At 68.9% G+C, this 16,345-nt stretch carries 18 protein-coding genes; 14 read left to right on the forward strand and 4 right to left on the reverse strand.

Annotated elements, in window-relative coordinates; genetic code table 11:
• Positions 1 to 116: 116 nt before the first annotated feature.
• From ACAV_RS22420 to ACAV_RS22435, 4 genes are all read left to right on the forward strand, one after another.
• A complete protein-coding gene (locus tag ACAV_RS22420) occupies positions 117 to 617 on the forward strand; it encodes a hypothetical protein (protein WP_013596857.1) in 501 nt (166 codons plus the stop codon).
• Positions 618 to 620: 3 nt separating this feature from the next.
• The gene (locus ACAV_RS22425; protein ID WP_013596858.1) at positions 621 to 1,289 is read left to right on the forward strand and encodes a PspA/IM30 family protein; all 669 of its coding nucleotides are present in this window, start codon (positions 621 to 623) and stop codon (positions 1,287 to 1,289) included.
• A gap of 2 nt (positions 1,290 to 1,291) precedes the next feature.
• Positions 1,292 to 1,918: a YqiJ family protein gene (locus ACAV_RS22430; RefSeq protein WP_013596859.1), complete on the forward strand. Its 627-nt coding sequence runs from the start codon at positions 1,292 to 1,294 to the stop codon at positions 1,916 to 1,918.
• A 72-nt stretch (positions 1,919 to 1,990) separates the two neighbouring features.
• The gene (locus tag ACAV_RS22435; protein ID WP_013596860.1) at positions 1,991 to 3,712 is read left to right on the forward strand and encodes a flotillin family protein; all 1,722 of its coding nucleotides are present in this window, start codon (positions 1,991 to 1,993) and stop codon (positions 3,710 to 3,712) included.
• A 12-nt stretch (positions 3,713 to 3,724) separates the two neighbouring features.
• On the opposite strand, the gene ACAV_RS22440 is transcribed toward ACAV_RS22435, so the two are convergent.
• Both ACAV_RS22440 and speD read right to left on the reverse strand, forming a co-directional pair.
• Positions 3,725 to 4,537 carry a nucleotidyltransferase family protein gene (locus ACAV_RS22440; protein ID WP_041828848.1) on the reverse strand — a complete coding sequence of 271 codons (813 nt, stop codon included), beginning with the start codon at positions 4,535 to 4,537 and terminating at the stop codon, positions 3,725 to 3,727.
• Between the two features lie 7 nt (positions 4,538 to 4,544).
• Positions 4,545 to 4,955: an adenosylmethionine decarboxylase gene (gene speD, locus ACAV_RS22445; protein WP_013596862.1), complete on the reverse strand. Its 411-nt coding sequence runs from the start codon at positions 4,953 to 4,955 to the stop codon at positions 4,545 to 4,547.
• A gap of 106 nt (positions 4,956 to 5,061) precedes the next feature.
• On the opposite strand from speD, the gene tkt reads away from it, so the two are divergent.
• Entirely contained in the window at positions 5,062 to 7,149 is a 2,088-nt protein-coding gene (gene tkt, locus ACAV_RS22450; RefSeq protein ID WP_013596863.1) for a transketolase, read from the forward strand.
• Here tkt and ACAV_RS24795 read toward each other — a convergent pair.
• On the reverse strand, positions 7,106 to 7,402 hold the full coding sequence (locus ACAV_RS24795; protein ID WP_157768805.1) for a hypothetical protein: 297 nt from the start codon (positions 7,400 to 7,402) through the stop codon (positions 7,106 to 7,108). The two genes, tkt and ACAV_RS24795, sit on opposite strands and share 44 nt — an antisense overlap.
• A gap of 35 nt (positions 7,403 to 7,437) precedes the next feature.
• Here ACAV_RS24795 and ACAV_RS22455 point away from each other — a divergent pair, with 35 nt between their 5' ends.
• From ACAV_RS22455 to gap, 3 genes are all read left to right on the forward strand, one after another.
• Positions 7,438 to 7,866 carry an STM2901 family protein gene (locus tag ACAV_RS22455; RefSeq protein WP_013596864.1) on the forward strand — a complete coding sequence of 143 codons (429 nt, stop codon included), beginning with the start codon at positions 7,438 to 7,440 and terminating at the stop codon, positions 7,864 to 7,866.
• Positions 7,860 to 8,228: a DUF1493 family protein gene (locus ACAV_RS22460; protein ID WP_013596865.1), complete on the forward strand. Its 369-nt coding sequence runs from the start codon at positions 7,860 to 7,862 to the stop codon at positions 8,226 to 8,228. The genes ACAV_RS22455 and ACAV_RS22460 overlap by 7 nt, the downstream gene beginning before the upstream one ends.
• Before the next feature lie 81 nt (positions 8,229 to 8,309).
• Positions 8,310 to 9,311, forward strand: coding sequence for a type I glyceraldehyde-3-phosphate dehydrogenase (gene gap, locus ACAV_RS22465; protein WP_013596866.1), 1,002 nt, complete (start codon positions 8,310 to 8,312; stop codon positions 9,309 to 9,311).
• A gap of 92 nt (positions 9,312 to 9,403) precedes the next feature.
• Here gap and ACAV_RS22470 read toward each other — a convergent pair whose 3' ends face one another.
• Complete coding sequence (locus ACAV_RS22470) at positions 9,404 to 10,702, reverse strand: MFS transporter (protein WP_041828849.1); 1,299 nt, start codon at positions 10,700 to 10,702, stop codon at positions 9,404 to 9,406.
• Between the two features lie 99 nt (positions 10,703 to 10,801).
• Here ACAV_RS22470 and ACAV_RS22475 point away from each other — a divergent pair, with 99 nt between their 5' ends.
• The 6 genes from ACAV_RS22475 to ACAV_RS22500 all read left to right on the forward strand — a co-directional run bounded on the left by ACAV_RS22475 (position 10,802) and on the right by ACAV_RS22500 (position 16,315).
• Positions 10,802 to 11,761 (forward strand): LysR substrate-binding domain-containing protein, encoded by a 960-nt coding sequence (locus tag ACAV_RS22475; RefSeq protein WP_013596868.1) that lies wholly within the window; start codon positions 10,802 to 10,804, stop codon positions 11,759 to 11,761.
• 162 nt (positions 11,762 to 11,923) lie between these two features.
• Positions 11,924 to 12,442 (forward strand): DUF4398 domain-containing protein, encoded by a 519-nt coding sequence (locus tag ACAV_RS22480; protein ID WP_013596869.1) that lies wholly within the window; start codon positions 11,924 to 11,926, stop codon positions 12,440 to 12,442.
• 38 nt (positions 12,443 to 12,480) lie between these two features.
• Positions 12,481 to 13,371 (forward strand): OmpA family protein, encoded by an 891-nt coding sequence (locus ACAV_RS22485; RefSeq protein WP_013596870.1) that lies wholly within the window; start codon positions 12,481 to 12,483, stop codon positions 13,369 to 13,371.
• A 115-nt stretch (positions 13,372 to 13,486) separates the two neighbouring features.
• Positions 13,487 to 14,026: a DUF924 family protein gene (locus ACAV_RS22490; protein WP_013596871.1), complete on the forward strand. Its 540-nt coding sequence runs from the start codon at positions 13,487 to 13,489 to the stop codon at positions 14,024 to 14,026.
• 100 nt (positions 14,027 to 14,126) lie between these two features.
• The gene (locus tag ACAV_RS22495) at positions 14,127 to 15,431 is read left to right on the forward strand and encodes a putative DNA modification/repair radical SAM protein (RefSeq protein ID WP_013596872.1); all 1,305 of its coding nucleotides are present in this window, start codon (positions 14,127 to 14,129) and stop codon (positions 15,429 to 15,431) included.
• Entirely contained in the window at positions 15,428 to 16,315 is an 888-nt protein-coding gene (locus ACAV_RS22500; protein ID WP_013596873.1) for a TIGR03915 family putative DNA repair protein, read from the forward strand. The genes ACAV_RS22495 and ACAV_RS22500 overlap by 4 nt, the downstream gene beginning before the upstream one ends.
• Positions 16,316 to 16,345 lie beyond the last annotated feature (30 nt).

Below are 16,345 nucleotides of genomic sequence, written 5' to 3' on the forward strand. Positions count from 1 at the left end.
GGCATCCGGCGCGGCGCGACGCCCCTCCCGCTCCGCGGCGCCTGCCGCACGCCAATGCGTTGACGTTTGAATTCATTTGAATACAATCAATGTCAACCCGAAGAAAGGACCGCTCCATGCCGCCACCCGGCCAGTCGATGGAACCTCTGTCCGCCCGGATTCCCAGCGACCTCTATTTGTGGCTGGCGCGTCTTCCCGTGGAAGGCGCGACGACCAACAGCGACAAGCTGCGCGTGCTGCTGGGCCAGCTCAAGCGCCAGCACGACGGCGGCATGGACTATCCCACCGCACATGCCTGGGCCCGCGACATCACGGCGACAGCGCGCAACGCGCTGGTGCGCGCCGAGGCCGAGACATCCCGGCACTCCGAAGTGCTCGAGCTGCTGCTGGAGCACGTCACCAGCAGCCTGGCCATGGTGATCAGCCACGCCCCCCACACGGCAGCGGACGCCGCACGGCTGGAGGACATGCTCGTCCGCCGCGCCTTCGCCCTGGCGGCCGGCCTGCTGCGGCAGGCCGCCACCACCGATGCCGAGGCCTACGACCCCGGTGTGGTGCGCAGGCACATGGCCGCCGCGGTCGAGTTGGCCAGTAGCATCCATCAAAAAGGAGAGTAAGAGATGGCAGATTCCCTGAAAACCCGCGTCGGCCGCGTCATCGCAGGCAGCGTGCATGCCCTGGTGGACCGGCTGGAGAACCACGCACCCGAAGCCGTGATGGAACAATCCATCCGTGAGGTGGAGGCCGTGATCTCGGAGGTGCGGCACGAGCTGGGGCTCGTGAGCGCCAACCGCCACCTGGCGCAGCAGCAGCACGCCAGGCTCAATGGACAGCACACAGACATCGCGCACCAGGCGCGCACCGCGCTGGATGCGGGCCGGGAGGATCTCGCGCGCGCCGCAGTGGCGCGGCAGCTGGATATCGAGGCGCAGCTTCCGGTGCTCGAGTCCGCCCTGGCGGAACACGTCCACAAGGAAGAGGAGCTCAAGGGCTACATCACCGCCTTGCTGGGCAAACAGCGCGAGATGGCAGAGGCACTCGACGACTTCATGCGCAGCCGGGCGACTGCGCAGTCCACGGCGGCCGCCGCCTCCATGAAGCCCGCCTCCCGGCAGGACCGGCTGGAATCGGCGACCGGCTCCTTCGACCGGCTGTACCAGCGCCATACGGGCCTTGCGCCCGGCGCGGCAGGCGCAGCCCTGGAACAGGCGGCGCACCTCAAGGAACTGGAAGAGCTCACGCGGCAGCACCGGATCGACGAACGCATGGCGCAACTGCGCAACCGCTGATCGTGGGCTTCTTCACCGCTGCGGAGAACCTGCCCTTCGGCGTTGCCTTCGCGCTCATCGTCGCGATCGCGCTCATCGAGGGGTTCGGCATGCTGGTGGCCGTCAGCCCCAGCAATCTGATCGACGGATGGCTGCCAGAGGTGGCATCCGATACGGGACTCGACCGGGTCCTCGGCTGGCTGCACCTGGGCAAGGTGCCGTCGCTCGTGCTGCTCGTGCTCTTCCTGGCGGGCTACGCCATCTTCGGCTATGCGCTGCAGATGGTGGCTCACGCCGCGCTGGGCCGCTACCTGCCCGCCTGGGGTGCCGGCCTGCTCGCACTGCCCTCCGGGCTGGTCATGGTCCGCGGCCTGGGAGCGCTGGTGGCGCACATCCTGCCGCACGACGAAACCAGTGCCGTCAGCGAACTGTCGCTGGTGGGCCGCACCGGCGTGGTGTCCGCCGGCACCGCGCGGCGCGGCTGGGCGGCCCAGGCACGCGTGCGCGATGCGCACGGCCGCACCCATTACCTGATGGTGGAACCGGACATCGACGACGACGTGCTGGAGGAAGGCGTCGACATCCTGATCGTCCGCAAGGCGGGGGCGTTCTACCGGTGCATCGCCAACCCCCATCCGGCGCTGATGTGAGCGCGGCCCGGTGCCGCGGCCTTCATCGCCAATGCCATACCAACCAACACCCCGAGGGAGTCGGGACAAACCATGAACAACATGATTGAAATGGGCATCATCTCTGCCGTCGCACTGGCCGCCCTGCTCGCGGTCGGATTCATCTTCGCGCGCCTGTACAAGCGATCGACGAAGGAAACGGCCTTCGTCCGCACCGGCCTGGGCGGGCAGAAGGTGATCATGGACGGTGGTGCCATCGTGCTGCCGGTCTTCCACGAGCGCGTGCTCGTGAACATGAATACCCTCAAGCTCGAGGTGGTCCGCCGCGAGCGCGAAAGCCTGATCACCAAGGACCGCATGCGGGTGGACGTGACGGCGGCGTTTTTCGTGCGCGTCAAGCAGACGGAGGAAGCCGTCAGCATCGCGGCGCAAACGCTCGGTGCCCGCACCATGAGCCCCGATGAACTGAAGGCGCTGGTGGAAGACAAGTTCGTCGATTCGCTGCGCGCCACCGCGGCCACCATGACCATCCAGGAGTTGCAGGACAAGCGCAGGGACTTCGTGCAGGCCGTGCAGAACGCCGTGGCGGAAGACCTGGAGAAGAACGGCCTCGAACTGGAGTCCGTTTCCCTCACCAGCCTGGACCAGACCGACAAGCAGTTCTTCAACCCCAACAACGCCTTCGATGCCGAGGGCCTGACGCGGCTGACCGAGCAGACGGAAGCGCGCCGCAAGCAGCGCAACGATGTCGAGCAGGACACGGAAGTGCTGGTGCGCGCCAAGAACCTGGACGCCACCCGCCAGAAGCTCACCATCGAAAAAGACCAGGAATTCGCCTCGCTCTACCAGAAGCGCGAAATCGAGAACACGCGCGCCGAGCAGTCCGCCCTCATCGCCACGCAGCAGGCCGAGCGCAACCGGGAGGCGGAAGCAGCGCAGATCGAGGCAGCACGCCAGGTGAGCCAGAAGCGCATCGAAGCCGACCGTGAAATCAAGTCCGCCGAGATCGAGAAGAACCTCGTGATCCAGACCCGCGAAATCGAGCTGGAACGCCACACCGAAACCAAGCGCGCAGAGCAGCGCAAGCAGGTCGAGATCGCCCGGCAGGACACGCAGATCGCGATCTCCAACAAGTCGCGCGAGCAATCCGATGCCGATGCCGCCGCCAACCTGGCACGCTCGGAGGCGGTGAAGGCGGAAGAGGCCGTGAACACGGCGCGGCTCGTGGCCGTGGCGGAACGCGAGAAGAACATCCAGTTGATCGAGGCGTCGAAAGAGGCGGAGCAGAACGCCATCTCCGTGCGCGTGTCTGCTGCCGCGGAAAAGGAAGCCGCCATGGACCGCGCGGAGGCCATCACCATCGAGGCCCGCGCTCGGCAGGCCGCGGCCCTGGCGGAAGCCGAGGGCAAGCGCGCCATCAACGAAGCGCTGAACACCCTGTCGGCCGCGCAGATCGACCTGCAGGTCCGCACGCAACTGCTCCAGCAATTGCCCCACATCCTCGAGCAGGCCGTGCGGCCGATGGAGAAGATCGACTCCATCCGGATCTTCCAGGTCAACGGGATGCCGGGCGGATCCCCTGCCGGCGTGCCGCAGGACGGGGCCCCGGCTGCCGGAGCCGCCACCTTTCCGGAGCAGGTGATGAACTCGGCGCTGCAGTACCAGTTGGCCAAGCCCATCGTGGATGCAGTCATGAAGGATGCAGGCCTGTCCAATGCGGGCATCACGGGTATGGCGCACAGCCTCACCGGCATGCTGCAGCCCTCGATAGACACGGCCGCAGCCGATCCCGCAGCCATCCGGACCGGTGCCTGACCGAGTGCAGCCTCAGGTGGCTGTGCCGGCTGGGGGCTCGTTCAACGCCGCCAGCCGCTCCGGCGTCCCCACATCGGTCCACCGCCCGGTGTAGAGCGACGCCGTGACGCGCCCCTGCCCCATCGTCCGGCGCAGCAGCGGCGCGAGCGGCGCGGCCACGCCGCCGGGGTTGCCAGGAGGGATGTCGCACCAGGGCTCGGCGAAGAGTTCCGCCCGCAGCAGCGCGAGCGTGCTGTAGGTGTAGCGCGGGCCGGGGTCGTTCGCCGGCAGGTCGAGCGCGCGGCCCTCGGGCGAGAGGCCGAAATCGCCGCGCGGATGGTGCGGCGGATTGGGCACGAGCCACAGGTGGGCCAGCGCATCGCCGGCCGTGAAGGCTGCCGCATCCTCCGCCGCGAACCGGAAATCGGGCGCGAACACGTCGCCCGCCGCCAGCCAGAAGACCTGACCGAGCTGCGGCAGGGCCCGTGCGATGCCGCCAGCCGTCTCGAGCGCGCCGCCGAAGTCGCGGCCCTCGTGGGAATAGGCGATCGCCACCGTCCCGGTGCCCGCGGAGCCCTCCCCTGCGGTGAACCGGTCACCGAACCGCTCGCCGATCTGGTCGCCCAGCCAGGCCGTGTTGACCACGGCCGAGCCCACGCCGGCCGCGGCCAGGGCCTCCAGGTGCCACTGCAGCAGCGGGCGGCCACGCACGGCGAGCAGCGGCTTCGGCGTGGCGTCGGTCAGCGGGCGCATGCGCTCGCCCCGGCCGGCGGCCAGCAGCATGGCCGGGGGCTGCGCATGGGAAGTGGAGGGAAAGGAGCCTGTGGAGGTCGGGAAAGGCGTCATGCAGGAATCATGGAGCGGAAATCCGGGCGCCATCGCCATCGTCTGCGACCCATCCGCGGTGCAGCGCATGTCGCTGCACCGTGGCGGGCTCGAACAGTGCGAGCAACGCGTCCAGCAGCGTCCGGGCCTGGGAGGAATGGTCGGCGCCGAAATTGCACACGTACACGTCGAGCGTGACGGCGGCCTGCTCGGGCCAGGTATGGATGCACAGGTGCGACTCGGCCAGCAGCACGGTGGCGGTGACCCCGCCCGGCCCGTGTGCGGTCGCGGGGAAGGAATGGAACAGCCGGCCTACCGCCTGCAGGCCGGCCGCCCGCACGGCGTCCAGGCAGGCTTCGCCCAGCGCATCGGCATCGAGCAGCCAGCGCGGCGCGCAGCGGCAGCCATGGAGATCGGCGGTGAGGTGCAGGCCTTGCATGGCCCGCACTGTAGTGCAGGGCTCGGACTTCCCGTGGGCAAGGCCGGGGGTGGCCCGGTAAAATGCGCGGTTTTCCCCCTCCCAGCCCCTTCCGGAGCCGCCCCTGATGGCCAATTCTCAACAGATGGCGAATGCGATCCGCGCACTCGCAATGGATGCAGTTCAACAAGCCAATTCCGGCCATCCCGGCGCCCCGATGGGCATGGCCGACATGGCCGTCGCGCTGTGGTCCCGCCACCTGCGCCACAACCCCGCCAACCCGCAGTGGGCCGACCGCGACCGCTTCGTGCTCTCCAACGGCCACGGCTCCATGCTGCTGTACGCGCTGCTGCACCTCACGGGCTACGACCTGCCGATCGAAGAGCTGAAGAACTTCCGCCAGCTGCACAGCAAGACGGCCGGCCACCCCGAATACGGCATCACCCCCGGCGTGGAGACGACCACCGGCCCGCTGGGCCAGGGCATCACCAACGCCGTGGGCTTCGCGCTGGCCGAGAAGCTGCTGGCCCGCGAGTTCAACCGCAGGAACGGCGACGTGGACCACACCATCGTGGACCACCACACCTACGTGTTCCTCGGCGACGGCTGCCTGATGGAGGGCATCAGCCAGGAGGCGATCTCGCTAGCCGGCGCCTGGAAGCTGGGCAAGCTGATTGCGCTCTACGACGACAACGGCATCTCCATCGACGGCCAGGTCGCGCCCTGGTTCGTGGACGACACCCCCGGCCGTTTCCGCGCCAGCGGCTGGAACGTGATCGGCCCGGTCGATGGCCATGACGTGGAGGCCGTGGCCGCCGCCGTGCAGAGCGCCAAGACCAGCACCGACAAGCCCACGCTGATCGTCTGCAAGACCGCCATCGGCAAGGGCTCGCCCAACCGCGCCGGCACCTCCAAGGCCCACGGCGAACCGCTGGGCGCCGATGAGATCACCCTGACGCGCAACGCCATCGGCTGGAGCCACGTGCCCTTCGAGATCCCGGCCGAGGTGTACGCCGACTGGAACGCCAGGGACGCCGGCGCACAGGCCGAGTCCGACTGGCAGCAGCGCTTCGATGCCTACGCCGCCGCGTACCCCGAGCTGGCCGCCGAATTCCTGCGCCGCATGGCGGGCGACCTGCCCAGGCACTTCGCCCAGACCGCCGTGGACACCGTGGTGAACGCCCACACCAAGGCCGAGACCGTGGCCAGCCGCAAGGCCAGCCAGCTCGCGCTGGAAGCCTTCACGGCAGCACTCCCCGAGCTGCTCGGCGGCAGCGCCGACCTGACGGGCTCCAACCTCACCAACACCAAGAGCACGCCCGCGCTGCGCTTCGACGAGAACGGCGACGTGGTGCAGGTGGAAGTCAACACCGGCGGCGCGGAGACCGCCAAGCTGGGCGGCCGCCACATCAACTACGGCGTGCGCGAGTTCGGCATGGCCGCGATCATGAACGGCATCGCGCTGCACGGCGGCTTCATCCCGTACGGCGGCACCTTCCTCACGTTCAGCGACTACAGCCGCAACGCCATCCGCATGGCCGCGCTCATGAAGCTGCGCGTGGTGCACGTGTTCACGCACGACTCCATCGGCCTGGGCGAGGACGGCCCCACCCACCAGTCGATCGAGCATGCCGCCAGCCTGCGCCTGATTCCGGGCCTGGACGTCTGGCGCCCCGCCGACACGGCCGAGACCGCGGTGGCCTGGAGCGTGGCCCTGTCCAACCGCAACCGGCCCACCGCCCTGCTGCTGTCGCGCCAGAACCTCGCCTATGCCCCCAAGCGCGACCTGGGCGACATCTCGCGCGGTGCTTACGTGCTGAGTGAGCCGGCCGACGCAGGCATCAAGAAGAAGGCCCAGGCGGTGATCATCGCCACCGGCTCCGAAGTGCAGTTGGCCCTGGCCGCGCAGAAGCTGCTGGCCGAGAAGAAGATCGCCGCGCGCGTGGTCTCCATGCCCAGCACCACCACCTTCGACCGCGAAGACACGAAGTACAAGGCCAGCGTGCTGCCGGCCGGCGTGCCGCGCATCGCCGTGGAAATGGGCGTGACCGACGGCTGGTGGAAGTACGGCTGCGCCGCCGTGGTCGGCATCGACACCTTCGGCGAGTCGGCCCCGGCCCCGGTGCTGTTCAAGCATTTCGGCTTCACGCCGGAGAACGTGGCCGATTCCGTCATGGTGGCGATCGGCGCAGCGCGGCTGAAGAAGGCCCGCTGAAACCGCAGCACTGCACCGACCGCACCCCCGTCAATCCAGCGATGGCATCCAGCAGCAAAGTGCGCAAGGTGCTGATGTCCATGGCGACGGTGGCGGTGGGTGCCGTCGTGCGATGCTTCACCTTGGCATGGGCATCCATGCATCTTTTTCGTTCAAGGTTGTTGGCGGCCATGCATGCACCTGCAGAGCCGTCGATGTTGATTTCATAGAGAACTACTGAAACCAGCATACCGCCATGTTCGATCGCGTACATACCTTCAACGAATGGTGCCCAGGGCAGCGGTAATCATGGCGGGCACCTACGCTTATAACGGACTCACCCAACTGTCTCCAGAGGAGCTTTTCTTCTGGATAGCAATCGACAAGACACTGGAACAGCTGGGTGGCGTGGATATTGCTGCTGCGGCGGCCATCCTCTCGGGGCAGCCCATATTGCCGACGCGCGGCAAGTTCGCAGGCGCCACGCAGGGAACCTCCGTGGCTTCCGTCGTATCGAGAAGATTACTTCAGCACCGCCTGCCATTCTCCCTGCCGACGATTACCGGCGCCAGTCTGACCACGCTCAAGATAACGTTCACGAAAAACCTGGGGGCCTTCGTTGGACGCCTGGTTCCCGGCGTCGGCTGGACCATATTGGCCTATGACGTTTTCCAGATCGTCAACAAGACGATAACGACCTACAACGCGCTCGCAAGGGAGGAAGACCGCCTATGGTAAGCTCCCCCGACCTGTGGGAACAACTGACCCAGCTTGCATCGAACATCGACTCGGTGGGCCTGCGCCAATTAGGGCGCCGCATTACCTACACCCCGGACACCGAATTGGTGAAAGACCTGGGTCTTACGGGAGATGATGCATTCCAGTTCATGGAAGCTTTTGCATCCAGATTCAACGTGGCGACAGGAGATTATCGCTCCGAAGATTACTTCGAACCGGAAGGCCTCTGGCTCCTTTCTGCTTTCAGAAAAAAGAAACCCACCATCCCGGTGACCCTGGGCATGCTCCTCATGGCGGCACGGGACGGGGTATGGGACAAGAATCGGCTCGAGCAGGCGTACCGCCGAAAAGAATACGGCTGAGATGCATTCCCGCTGCAGAGATACATCACCCGCAGAATTCACTGTTTCCACCCTTTTTTTCACTTCCATAAAGGACTACCCATGACCATCAAGATCGGTATCAACGGCTTCGGCCGCATCGGCCGCAACGTGCTGCGCTCGGCCGTGCAGAACTTCAGCGACATCGAAGTCGTGGGCATCAACGACCTGCTGGAGCCCGACTACCTGGCCTACATGCTGCAGTACGACTCGGTGCACGGCCGCTTCGAGGGCACCGTGTCGGTGGAGGGCAACACGCTGGTGGTGAACGGCAAGAAGATCCGCCTGACGCAGGAACGCGATCCGGCCAACCTGAAGTGGGGCGAGATCGGCGCCGACGTGGTGATTGAGTCCACCGGCCTGTTCCTCGACAAGACGACGGCCCAGAAGCACCTGGACGCCGGCGCGAAGAAGGTCGTGCTGTCGGCGCCCTCCAAGGACGACACGCCGATGTTCGTCTATGGCGTGAACCACGACACGTACGCCGGCCAGGCCATCATCTCCAACGCCTCGTGCACCACGAACTGCCTGGCCCCCGTGGCCAAGGTACTCAACGACAAGTGGGGCATCAAGCGCGGCCTGATGACCACGGTGCACGCCGCCACGGCCACGCAGAAGACGGTGGACGGCCCGTCCAACAAGGACTGGCGCGGCGGCCGCGGCATCCTGGAGAACATCATCCCCTCCTCCACCGGCGCCGCCAAGGCCGTGGGCGTGGTGATCCCCGCGCTGAACAAGAAGCTGACCGGCATGTCCTTCCGCGTGCCCACCTCCGACGTGTCGGTGGTGGACCTGACGGTGGAACTGGAGAAGGCCGCCACCTACGAAGAGATCAAGGCCGAGATGAAGGCCCAGTCCGAAGGCGCACTGAAGGGCGTGCTGGGCTACACGGAAGACAAGGTGGTGGCCACCGACTTCCGCGGTGACGCCCGCACCTCGATCTTCGACGCCGATGCCGGCATCGCGCTGGACGGCACCTTCGTGAAGGTCGTCTCCTGGTACGACAACGAGTGGGGCTACTCCAACAAGTGCCTGGAAATGGTGCGCGTGGTGGCGGGCAAGTAATCTGCCAGCCACATGCCCGGCCGCCGCGATGCGGCCCGGGCGCGATCGAGCCCGGGGCCTTGCGGCCGCCGGGCTTTTTCACAGGCGGCGTGCTACGCGCTGCATGGAGGGGCGGCCGACACCCGAGGCACCATCAGCCACCGCCCCGCCAGCGTGCAGCCCGCAGCCGCACCCCAGACAGCGCCCCAGCCCCATGGGGCCAGCAGGTGGGGAATGAGCATCGGCACCAGGAAGCACACGATGAATACGCTGGTGTTGGCCATGCCGAGCGCCGTGCCCGCACGGCCGGCGCCCGCCCGCACGGCCAGTTCCGTGTACGCCACGCCGTGCCAGGCCGACACGCACAGGCCGCAGGCCGCCAGCAATGCGGGCAGCAGCCCCTGCACGCCCTGCGCAACCCCCTCCGTGCGCCAGCCGGCCAGCGCCGCCATGGCGGCGAAAAGCAGCGCGCTGAATCCGCAGCAGGCCCGCAGATAGGCCGGACGATTGCGGTGGCGGTCGGTCCAGCGACCGCTCCACACGCGCAGCGCCATCGCGCCGATCTGTACCGCTGCCATGGTCGCTGTGGTGGTCGCCAGCCCGGCATGCACGAAGTCGTGCAGGAACACGGTGCCGAACGACAGTACCGCGAACTGGGGCGCGCACGACAGGCCGATGCCTGCGGCCAGGCGCCACGTGCGTGCATCGCGCAGCGGCCCGCCGGAACCCGCGGCGGGCGCGGCAGCCGCGGCGGCATGCGCCGCCCGCCCGGGCTCGCGCACCCAGGCCGCCGCCATGAGCGCCGCCAGCAGGCACAGCGCCGCCAGCACCCCGTATACGGCGGTGAAACCGCCGTGCCCTGCGAGCGCGGGCAGCAGCAGCGCGCCGACCGCGCCGCCGAGCGGTACGGCCGTCTGGCGGATGCTCATGGCCAGGCCCCGCTCGCCCTCGGCGAACCACTGCATGATGGCCCGTCCACTGGCACCGTTGACGCTGCCTCCCAGCAGGCCGACCAGCACCAGCCCGCCAGCGAGCAACTCCCTGGCCGGCAGGTGCCCCGCCGAAGGCGCGGCCCAGAGCGCCATGGCGGCCAATGCCAGCGCGGTGCCCCCCAGTCCCGCCAGCAGCACCGGCCGGTCGCCCCAGCGGTCGGTGAGCACGCCCCAGGGCATTTCGCTCACGGCGATGCCCAGCCCCATCAGGCCCAGCATCAATCCCAGCGCGGCGGCATCGAGCTGGTAGCTGCTGCGCATCAGAACGGCGGTCATGGGGATGCCGCTGAAGGCGACGGAAAACGCGGCGTTGGCACACACCCCGGCTGCGAGCACCTTCCAGCGGTGCCGGGAGCGGGACGCTGCGGGAGCGGGAGGCGGCGCGGCGCGGGCCGCGGACATCGAAGTGCAGGTCGTCATGCGGCGCAGTGTCCGCGCCCGCAACCATTCTGAAAATCAGAAAATAATGAATCCACCATCCTGGTTTTCAGGATGATTCAAACCCGGAGACGATCTCCCATGGCCCGCACCCTCTACGACCTCGACGTGCTGCGCACCTTTGCCACGGGGGTGGCGCTGGGCAGCTTCGTGCGCGCCGCGGACAAGCTGGGGCGTTCCACCTCGGCGGTGAGCGCGCAATTGAAGAAGCTGGAATCGCAGGCGGGCACGCCCCTGCTGCGCAAGTCCGGCCGTGGCCTGGTGCTCACCGAGGCCGGAGAAATCCTGCTGGCCTATGCCCACCGCCTGCTCGACCTGAACGACGAGGCGGCCGCCGCCGTGAGTGGCAGCCCGCTGCACGGCCTCGTCCGCCTGGGCCTGCAGGAAGACCTGGGCGAGACGCTGCTGCCCGGGGTGCTGGGGCGCTTCGCGCGGGCGCATCCCCAGGTGCGGATCGAAGTGTCCGTGGCCCGCAGCACCGAACTGCGCGAACGGTTCGCCGTGGGCCAGCTGGACCTGGCGCTGCTCTGGGACGCGGGCATCGACCTGTCGTGCATGCGGGCCGAGCCGGTCATGCGCCTGCCACTGCACTGGATCGGCCCGGCCGGCACGGATACGCTGGACGGCACGCCCTGGTGGCAGGGGTGGCACGCACCCACGCCATCGGAGCGCCCGCCGCTGCCGCTGGTGCTGCTCGAAGACCCCTGTCCCCTGCGGCGCATCGTCACGGCCGCGCTGGAGCACGCGGGCCTGCCCTGGCGCCATGCCTTCCACAGCAGCAGCCTGGGCGCGCTGTGGGCGGCGACGGCGGCGGGGCTCGGGCTGTCCGTGCGCACGGCCTTCGGCCTTCCGGCGCACGTCAGGCTCCTTTCGGCCGCGGCCTGCGGCCTGCCTGAACTGCCGTCCATGGACCTGGTGCTGGGGCGCGCCCGGGATCCGATGGACGCCGCCTCGGAGCGGCTGGCCACCTTGCTGCTGGATGCCGTGCGGGAGCACATGGGACGCTCCGGCAGTGGCGACATCGTGCCGTCTTCTGCCTGACGGCCCGGCTCGCGGGAGCCCTGTAACCGTAAGAAACGGCCCACGGCACCTGCTGCGCTGCACCTACGTGCCCGGCCGGGCCGGCTGCCAACAATCGGAAACCTTCCTTACCGTCGCGCTCGCCGCCTCCGGTATTCGCCCCCATTCACAAGGAGTTCCGCCATGCAGACTGCCACCTTCATTCGCACCGCCACGGCCGTTGTGGCCCTGGGAGCGCTTGCGGCATGCTCGTCCACGCCGCCCCCGACCGACCAGATGGCCGTGACCCGCACGACGGTCAACCGCGTGGCCGGCGAGCCGCAGGTCGCCGCCAATGCGCCCGTGGAACTGCAGCGCGCCCGTGACAAGCTGGTGGCGGCCGAGAAGGCCATGACCGACAAGCAGTACGACATGGCACGCCGCTATGCCGCCGAGGCGGAAGCGGATGCCCGCGTCGCCGAAACCAAGGCCGAAGCAGCCAACAACGCCGCCACGCTGCAGCAGGTGCGCACCAGCATCCAGTCGCTCCAGTCGGAAATCACCCGGCGCGATCCCGCTCCCGCGGTGGCCCCCGGCGCCGCCGCCGTGCCTGCCCCGATGCCTGCGCCCATGGCGGCGCCTGCGATCGCGCCCCGGCCGGCCGCCAACCCGACCGCCGTGCCCGGCATGCCGGTGCCCCCCACCCCGGCTCCCGCCCGCTGAGCCCCGACAGAATGACACCCGACAGGGAGAACCACACCATGCGCAATACCCTCCGCCGTACCACCGCCCTCGCCGCTGCGCTCGTTTCCGCTGGCCTCCTGGCCGCCTGCGCGACGCGCGCCCCGCTCGATTCGGTCGAAACCGCACGCATCGCCGTCAACCGTGCGGCCAATGACCCGGCCGTCGTGCAGAACGCCCCGCTGGAGCTGAAGGCCGCCACCGATACGCTGGCCCGTGCGGACCGTGTCTGGAGCGACAAGAACGACGCCGCCGAGGCCAACCACCTCGCCTACCTCGCCACGCAGCGCGCCGACATCGCCTCCAACGTGGCCCGGTCGCGGGTGCTGGATGCCGACATCAAGAAGGCGGGCGCCGATGCCGAGCGCCTGCGCCTGACCAGCGAAGCCGACCGGGCCCGCATGCAGGCCGAGGCGAATGCCCGCAGCGCCCAGCAGGCGCAACTGCAGGCCGCGAGCGCCGAACAGCGCGCCGCCGACAACGCCGCCCGCGTCCGCGCCCTGGAAGCGCAACTGCGCGACATCGAGGCGCAGCAGACCGAGCGCGGCCTGTTGGTGACGCTGGGCGATGTGCTGTTCGCGTTCAACAAGGCCGAACTGTCCGCCCAGGCCGGCCCGCGGCTGGACAAGCTGGCGAACTTCCTGCGCCAGTTCCCCGACCGCAAGCTCATCATCGAAGGCCACACCGACAGCGTGGGCGGCGACGCCTACAACCAGAGCCTGTCGGAGCGCCGTGCCCAGGCCGTGCAGAGCGCGCTGGTGCAGCGCGGCGTCGCGCCGGACCGCATCACCGCCCGCGGATACGGCAAGACCTACCCAGTGGCCGACAACAGCTCGCCCGAGGGCCGCGCCATGAACCGGCGCGTGGAAATCGTCATCGCCGACGACAAGGGCAACCTGCGGGGGCGTTGAACCCCATCCCTGTCCAGGCCCTCCAGGCCATCCAGGCCTCCCGGCCCTGCCGGCGCATTCCGCGCCGGCAGGGCTTTTCTGCTGCGCGGCGCGGCGCTGCCCGATACTGCATCCCATGACCGCCCACGACGTCCTGCATTTCTGGTTCGATGAAACCACGCCCGAACAATGGTTCCGCAAGGACGAAGCCTTCGACGAGGCCATCCGCGCGCGCTTCGCAACCCTGCACCGCCGGGCATCGCTGGCCGAACTGTGGGAATGGCGCACGGATGCTGCAGGGCGTCTGGCCGAGGTGATCGTGCTCGACCAGTTTTCGCGCAACCTGCTGCGCGGGCAGGCGGCGTCGTTCGCCCAGGACGGCATGGCCCTGGCGCTCGCGCAGGAGGCCATCGCGCAGGGTTTGGACACCGCATTGCCGCCGCCCCGGTGCGCATTCCTGTACATGCCGTTCATGCACAGCGAGTCGGCCCGCATCCAGGCGGAATCCGTGCGGCTCTTCACCGCGCTGGGGCAGGCGAACAACCTGGACTTCGCGCTGCAGCACCAGGCGATCGTGGACCGCTTCGGGCGGTTTCCGCACCGCAACGCGGTGCTGGGCCGCGATACGACCGCCGACGAGGCACTGTTCCTGCAGCAGCCGGGCAGTTCCTTCTGACGCGCCGGATCCGCTGCGCCGGGAGGGTCGATCAAAACAAAGGCGTACCCTCCGCATGGGCTTTGGGCATCTTCAGCCACAGGCACTGTAAATTAATACAGTGTCCACCTTATCCAAGCTCGCCATCCTCGCGGACGCCGCCAAGTACGACGCATCGTGCGCTTCCAGCGGCACGTCGGTGCGTAACTCCGTGGGCGGCAAGGGCATCGGGTCGACCGAGGGCATGGGCATCTGCCACAGCTATGCGCCCGACGGGCGGTGCATTTCGCTGCTCAAGATCCTGCTCACCAACTACTGCCAGTACGACTGCCTCTATTGCGTGAACCGTGTGAGCAGCAACGTCCCCCGTGCCCGTTTCTCGGTGCAGGAGGTGGTGGACCTGACGCTGGACTTCTATCGCCGCAACTGCATCGAAGGGCTGTTCCTCTCCAGCGGCATCATCCAGAACCCTGACTACACCATGGAGCGTGTGGTGGAAGTGGCCCGGGCGCTGCGCGAGGACCACGATTTCCGCGGCTACATCCACCTCAAGACGATCCCGGACGCCGCCCCCGAGTTGCTGGAGCGCGCGGGCCGCTACGCCGACCGGCTGAGCATCAACATCGAGCTGCCCACCTCCCAGGGCCTGGCAGCGCTGGCGCCCGAGAAGGATGGCACCGCCATCCAGCGCTCCATGGGCCGCCTGGCGGTGCACATCGACGAAGCACGGCAGGCGCGGGCGCAGCAGCAGGGTCCGCGCGCCGGCACGGAGCGCATCGTCTCGCTGCCCGGCCGCGCCCGGCGGGCGGAGGCGCCGCGCTTCGCCCCGGGTGGGCAAAGCACGCAGATGATCGTGGGCGCGGACGGCGCGGACGACCGCACCATCCTGGCCACGAGCGCGCGACTCTACGGAGGATTCGGCCTGCGCCGCGTGTATTACTCCGCCTTCAGCCCCATTCCCGATGCACCGCGGGCCCTGCCCCTGGCTGCGCCGCCGCTGGTGCGCGAGCACCGGCTCTACCAGGCCGACTGGCTCATGCGCTTCTACGGCTTCACCCACGACGAGATCGTTCCGCCGGTGCCGCAAGGCGACGGCACGGGCGGCATGCTGTCGCTGGACATGGACCCCAAGCTCGCCTGGGCCGTGGCGCACCCGGAGCACTTCCCCGTGGACCTGAACACCGCGGCGCGCGAACGGCTGCTGCGCGTGCCGGGCCTGGGCGTGCGCACGGTGGAGCGCCTGCTGGCCGCCCGGCGCGTGCGCCGGCTGGGCCATGCCGACCTGGGCCGGCTGCACGTGCCCCTGTCCCGCGTGCTGCCCTTCGTCTGCGTGGCCGACCACCGTCCGGCCGAGCGACTGCGTGACCCGGCACGCCTGCGCGCCTGGCTGTCGCCGCAGCCGCCGCAAGCCCGCCTGTTCGCATGACCGCCGGCAGCACCGCGCACCGCACCATCGTCCTGCAGCACCCTGCCGACTGGCAGGGGTTCCGGGCGGGCGCACGCGCCTGCCTGCATGCCGGAATGGCGCCGGAACAGGTGGCCTGGCAGGTCACCGGCGAGGGGGAAGGCGATCTCTTCGGCGCGGCCGGTGACGCGCAGGGCGCCGCGCCGCCATCCGCCCCGGAAGGCGCAGGGGACCCGGCTGGCACGCCCGTGCATGTGCCGCGGGCATTCGTCGCGCTGTGCGAGAGCGCCAGCCTGCACCGCGACCCGGCCCGTTTCGCGCTGCTCTACCGAACGCTCTGGCGCATGGCGCACGAGCCGGCGCTGCGCCACGATCCGCTGGATGCGGACATCGCGCGCGTGCAGCGCATGGCCGCTGCCGTGCGGCGGGACATGCACAAGATGCGCGCCTTCGTGCGCTTCCGCCCGGTGGAGGATGGCGGCGCCGCCCCGCTGCACGTGGCCTGGTTCGAGCCGGACCATTTCATCGTGCGGGCCAATGCCGCCTTCTTCGTGCAACGCTTCACGCAGATGCGGTGGGCGCTGCTCACGCCCGAATGCAGCCTGCACTGGGACGGCACCACGCTGCAGACCGGACCGGCCGCCACGCGCGCGGATGCGCCACCGCCGGATGCCGGCGAAGCGCTCTGGCTGACCTATTACCGGCACACCTTCAACCCCGCGCGCCTCAAGCTGGACATGATGCGGCGCGAGATGCCGGTGCGCTACTGGAAGAACCTGCCGGAGGCCGCACTGATCGGCGAGCTGGCGCAGGGTGCGGCCGAGCGCAGCGGGCGAATGGTGGAGGCGCCGGCCACGGTACCCCGCCGGCGCATCGCGCACGTCCGTTCCGGGCGCGGCACCTGACGCAGCCAGCCACCGCTCCGCACGCCGCGG

Source organism: Paracidovorax avenae ATCC 19860 (genome assembly GCF_000176855.2).
Classification (GTDB): domain Bacteria; phylum Pseudomonadota; class Gammaproteobacteria; order Burkholderiales; family Burkholderiaceae_C; genus Paracidovorax; species Paracidovorax avenae.

Excerpts from the sequence above, each read along its gene's own strand:
- ACAV_RS22420 (WP_013596857.1), top strand. The coding sequence starts at position 117 with ATGCCGCCACCCGGCCAGTCGATGGAACCTCTGTCCGCCCGGATTCCC.
- ACAV_RS22425 (WP_013596858.1), top strand. The coding sequence starts at position 621 with ATGGCAGATTCCCTGAAAACCCGCGTCGGCCGCGTCATCGCAGGCAGC.
- ACAV_RS22435 (WP_013596860.1), top strand. The coding sequence starts at position 1,991 with ATGAACAACATGATTGAAATGGGCATCATCTCTGCCGTCGCACTGGCC.
- ACAV_RS22440 (WP_041828848.1), bottom strand. The coding sequence starts at position 4,537 with ATGACGCCTTTCCCGACCTCCACAGGCTCCTTTCCCTCCACTTCCCAT.
- speD (WP_013596862.1), bottom strand. The coding sequence starts at position 4,955 with ATGCAAGGCCTGCACCTCACCGCCGATCTCCATGGCTGCCGCTGCGCG.
- tkt (WP_013596863.1), top strand. The coding sequence starts at position 5,062 with ATGGCCAATTCTCAACAGATGGCGAATGCGATCCGCGCACTCGCAATG.
- ACAV_RS24795 (WP_157768805.1), bottom strand. The coding sequence starts at position 7,402 with ATGTACGCGATCGAACATGGCGGTATGCTGGTTTCAGTAGTTCTCTAT.
- ACAV_RS22455 (WP_013596864.1), top strand. The coding sequence starts at position 7,438 with ATGGCGGGCACCTACGCTTATAACGGACTCACCCAACTGTCTCCAGAG.
- ACAV_RS22460 (WP_013596865.1), top strand. The coding sequence starts at position 7,860 with ATGGTAAGCTCCCCCGACCTGTGGGAACAACTGACCCAGCTTGCATCG.
- gap (WP_013596866.1), top strand. The coding sequence starts at position 8,310 with ATGACCATCAAGATCGGTATCAACGGCTTCGGCCGCATCGGCCGCAAC.
- ACAV_RS22470 (WP_041828849.1), bottom strand. The coding sequence starts at position 10,702 with ATGACGACCTGCACTTCGATGTCCGCGGCCCGCGCCGCGCCGCCTCCC.
- ACAV_RS22475 (WP_013596868.1), top strand. The coding sequence starts at position 10,802 with ATGGCCCGCACCCTCTACGACCTCGACGTGCTGCGCACCTTTGCCACG.
- ACAV_RS22480 (WP_013596869.1), top strand. The coding sequence starts at position 11,924 with ATGCAGACTGCCACCTTCATTCGCACCGCCACGGCCGTTGTGGCCCTG.
- ACAV_RS22485 (WP_013596870.1), top strand. The coding sequence starts at position 12,481 with ATGCGCAATACCCTCCGCCGTACCACCGCCCTCGCCGCTGCGCTCGTT.
- ACAV_RS22490 (WP_013596871.1), top strand. The coding sequence starts at position 13,487 with ATGACCGCCCACGACGTCCTGCATTTCTGGTTCGATGAAACCACGCCC.
- ACAV_RS22500 (WP_013596873.1), top strand. The coding sequence starts at position 15,428 with ATGACCGCCGGCAGCACCGCGCACCGCACCATCGTCCTGCAGCACCCT.